The organism is Luedemannella helvata (genome assembly GCF_039528415.1).
Lineage (GTDB): Bacteria > Actinomycetota > Actinomycetes > Mycobacteriales > Micromonosporaceae > Luedemannella > Luedemannella helvata.
Genome location: NZ_BAAALS010000111.1, coordinates 1 through 792, shown reverse-complemented (window position 1 = coordinate 792; position 792 = coordinate 1). Strand labels below are relative to the sequence as shown.

General features: G+C 68.4%; 2 protein-coding genes. Both read left to right on the top strand.

From position 1 onward, the window contains the following. Positions 1 to 389 (top strand): hypothetical protein (locus ABD191_RS28990; protein WP_344089140.1); only part of this gene is annotated, 389 nt, incomplete at its 5' end. Beyond that, positions 389 to 792 (top strand): DUF5047 domain-containing protein (locus ABD191_RS28985; protein ID WP_344089137.1); only part of this gene is annotated, 404 nt, incomplete at its 3' end. The genes ABD191_RS28990 and ABD191_RS28985, both read left to right, overlap by 1 nt.

The window sequence follows — 792 nt, the reverse complement described above, 5'->3', positions numbered from 1 at the left end:
GCAACCCGGTCGTCCTCAGCGACGTCCGCAGTGGCCTTGAGGGAACCCTCGTCGTATTCACCCAGACCGACGCAGAACGGGAGGCCCTGCACCGGCTCCTCGACTCCGGGTCGGTGCTGCTGTGGCAGGCCGCCCCCGGCCACGGCGTCGACGACATGTACGTCGCCGTCAGCGCTGCCACGGAGGAGCGAAAGGGGCTGGCCACCGACGAGTGGCGGACCTGGCAGCTGCCCGTCAAGCAGGTCGACATGCCGGTCACGGTCGGCGTCGCCAGCTCCGCAGGCCGCACATGGCAGGACGTCCTCACCGAGAACGCCACCTGGGCCGAGGTGCTGTCCAAGTACGCGACCTGGGAGGACGTGTTCCTGGACCGGAAGATCGGAGCCTGATGTACGCCGTCTCGGACCGCTTCCTGCAGGCCATCGCCGAGTCACATGATGTAGTCACCGAGGTGGTCCTCATCCGTACCGACGGCGGCGAGGAAACGCTGGACATCACCGGCGGCAGCGTCTCGGTGGACCGCAACAGGTCCGTGCGACGGACCTGCACGGTCACGGTGGCCGACCCCACGCTGATCCCGCGGACCGCCGCCGACAAGGTCAGCATCTACGGGGCCCGCCTCCGAATCAGCCGCGGCGTCCAATACAGCGACGGCTCCCGGGAGGTCGTACCGCTCGGCACATTCCGCGTTGACGACGTAGACGGCGATGTCGATGTAGGCCCCGCCACCATCACCGGCAACGGCCTCGAGATCGTTGTCGCCGACGACCGGTTCAGCACGCCGTACCGGGC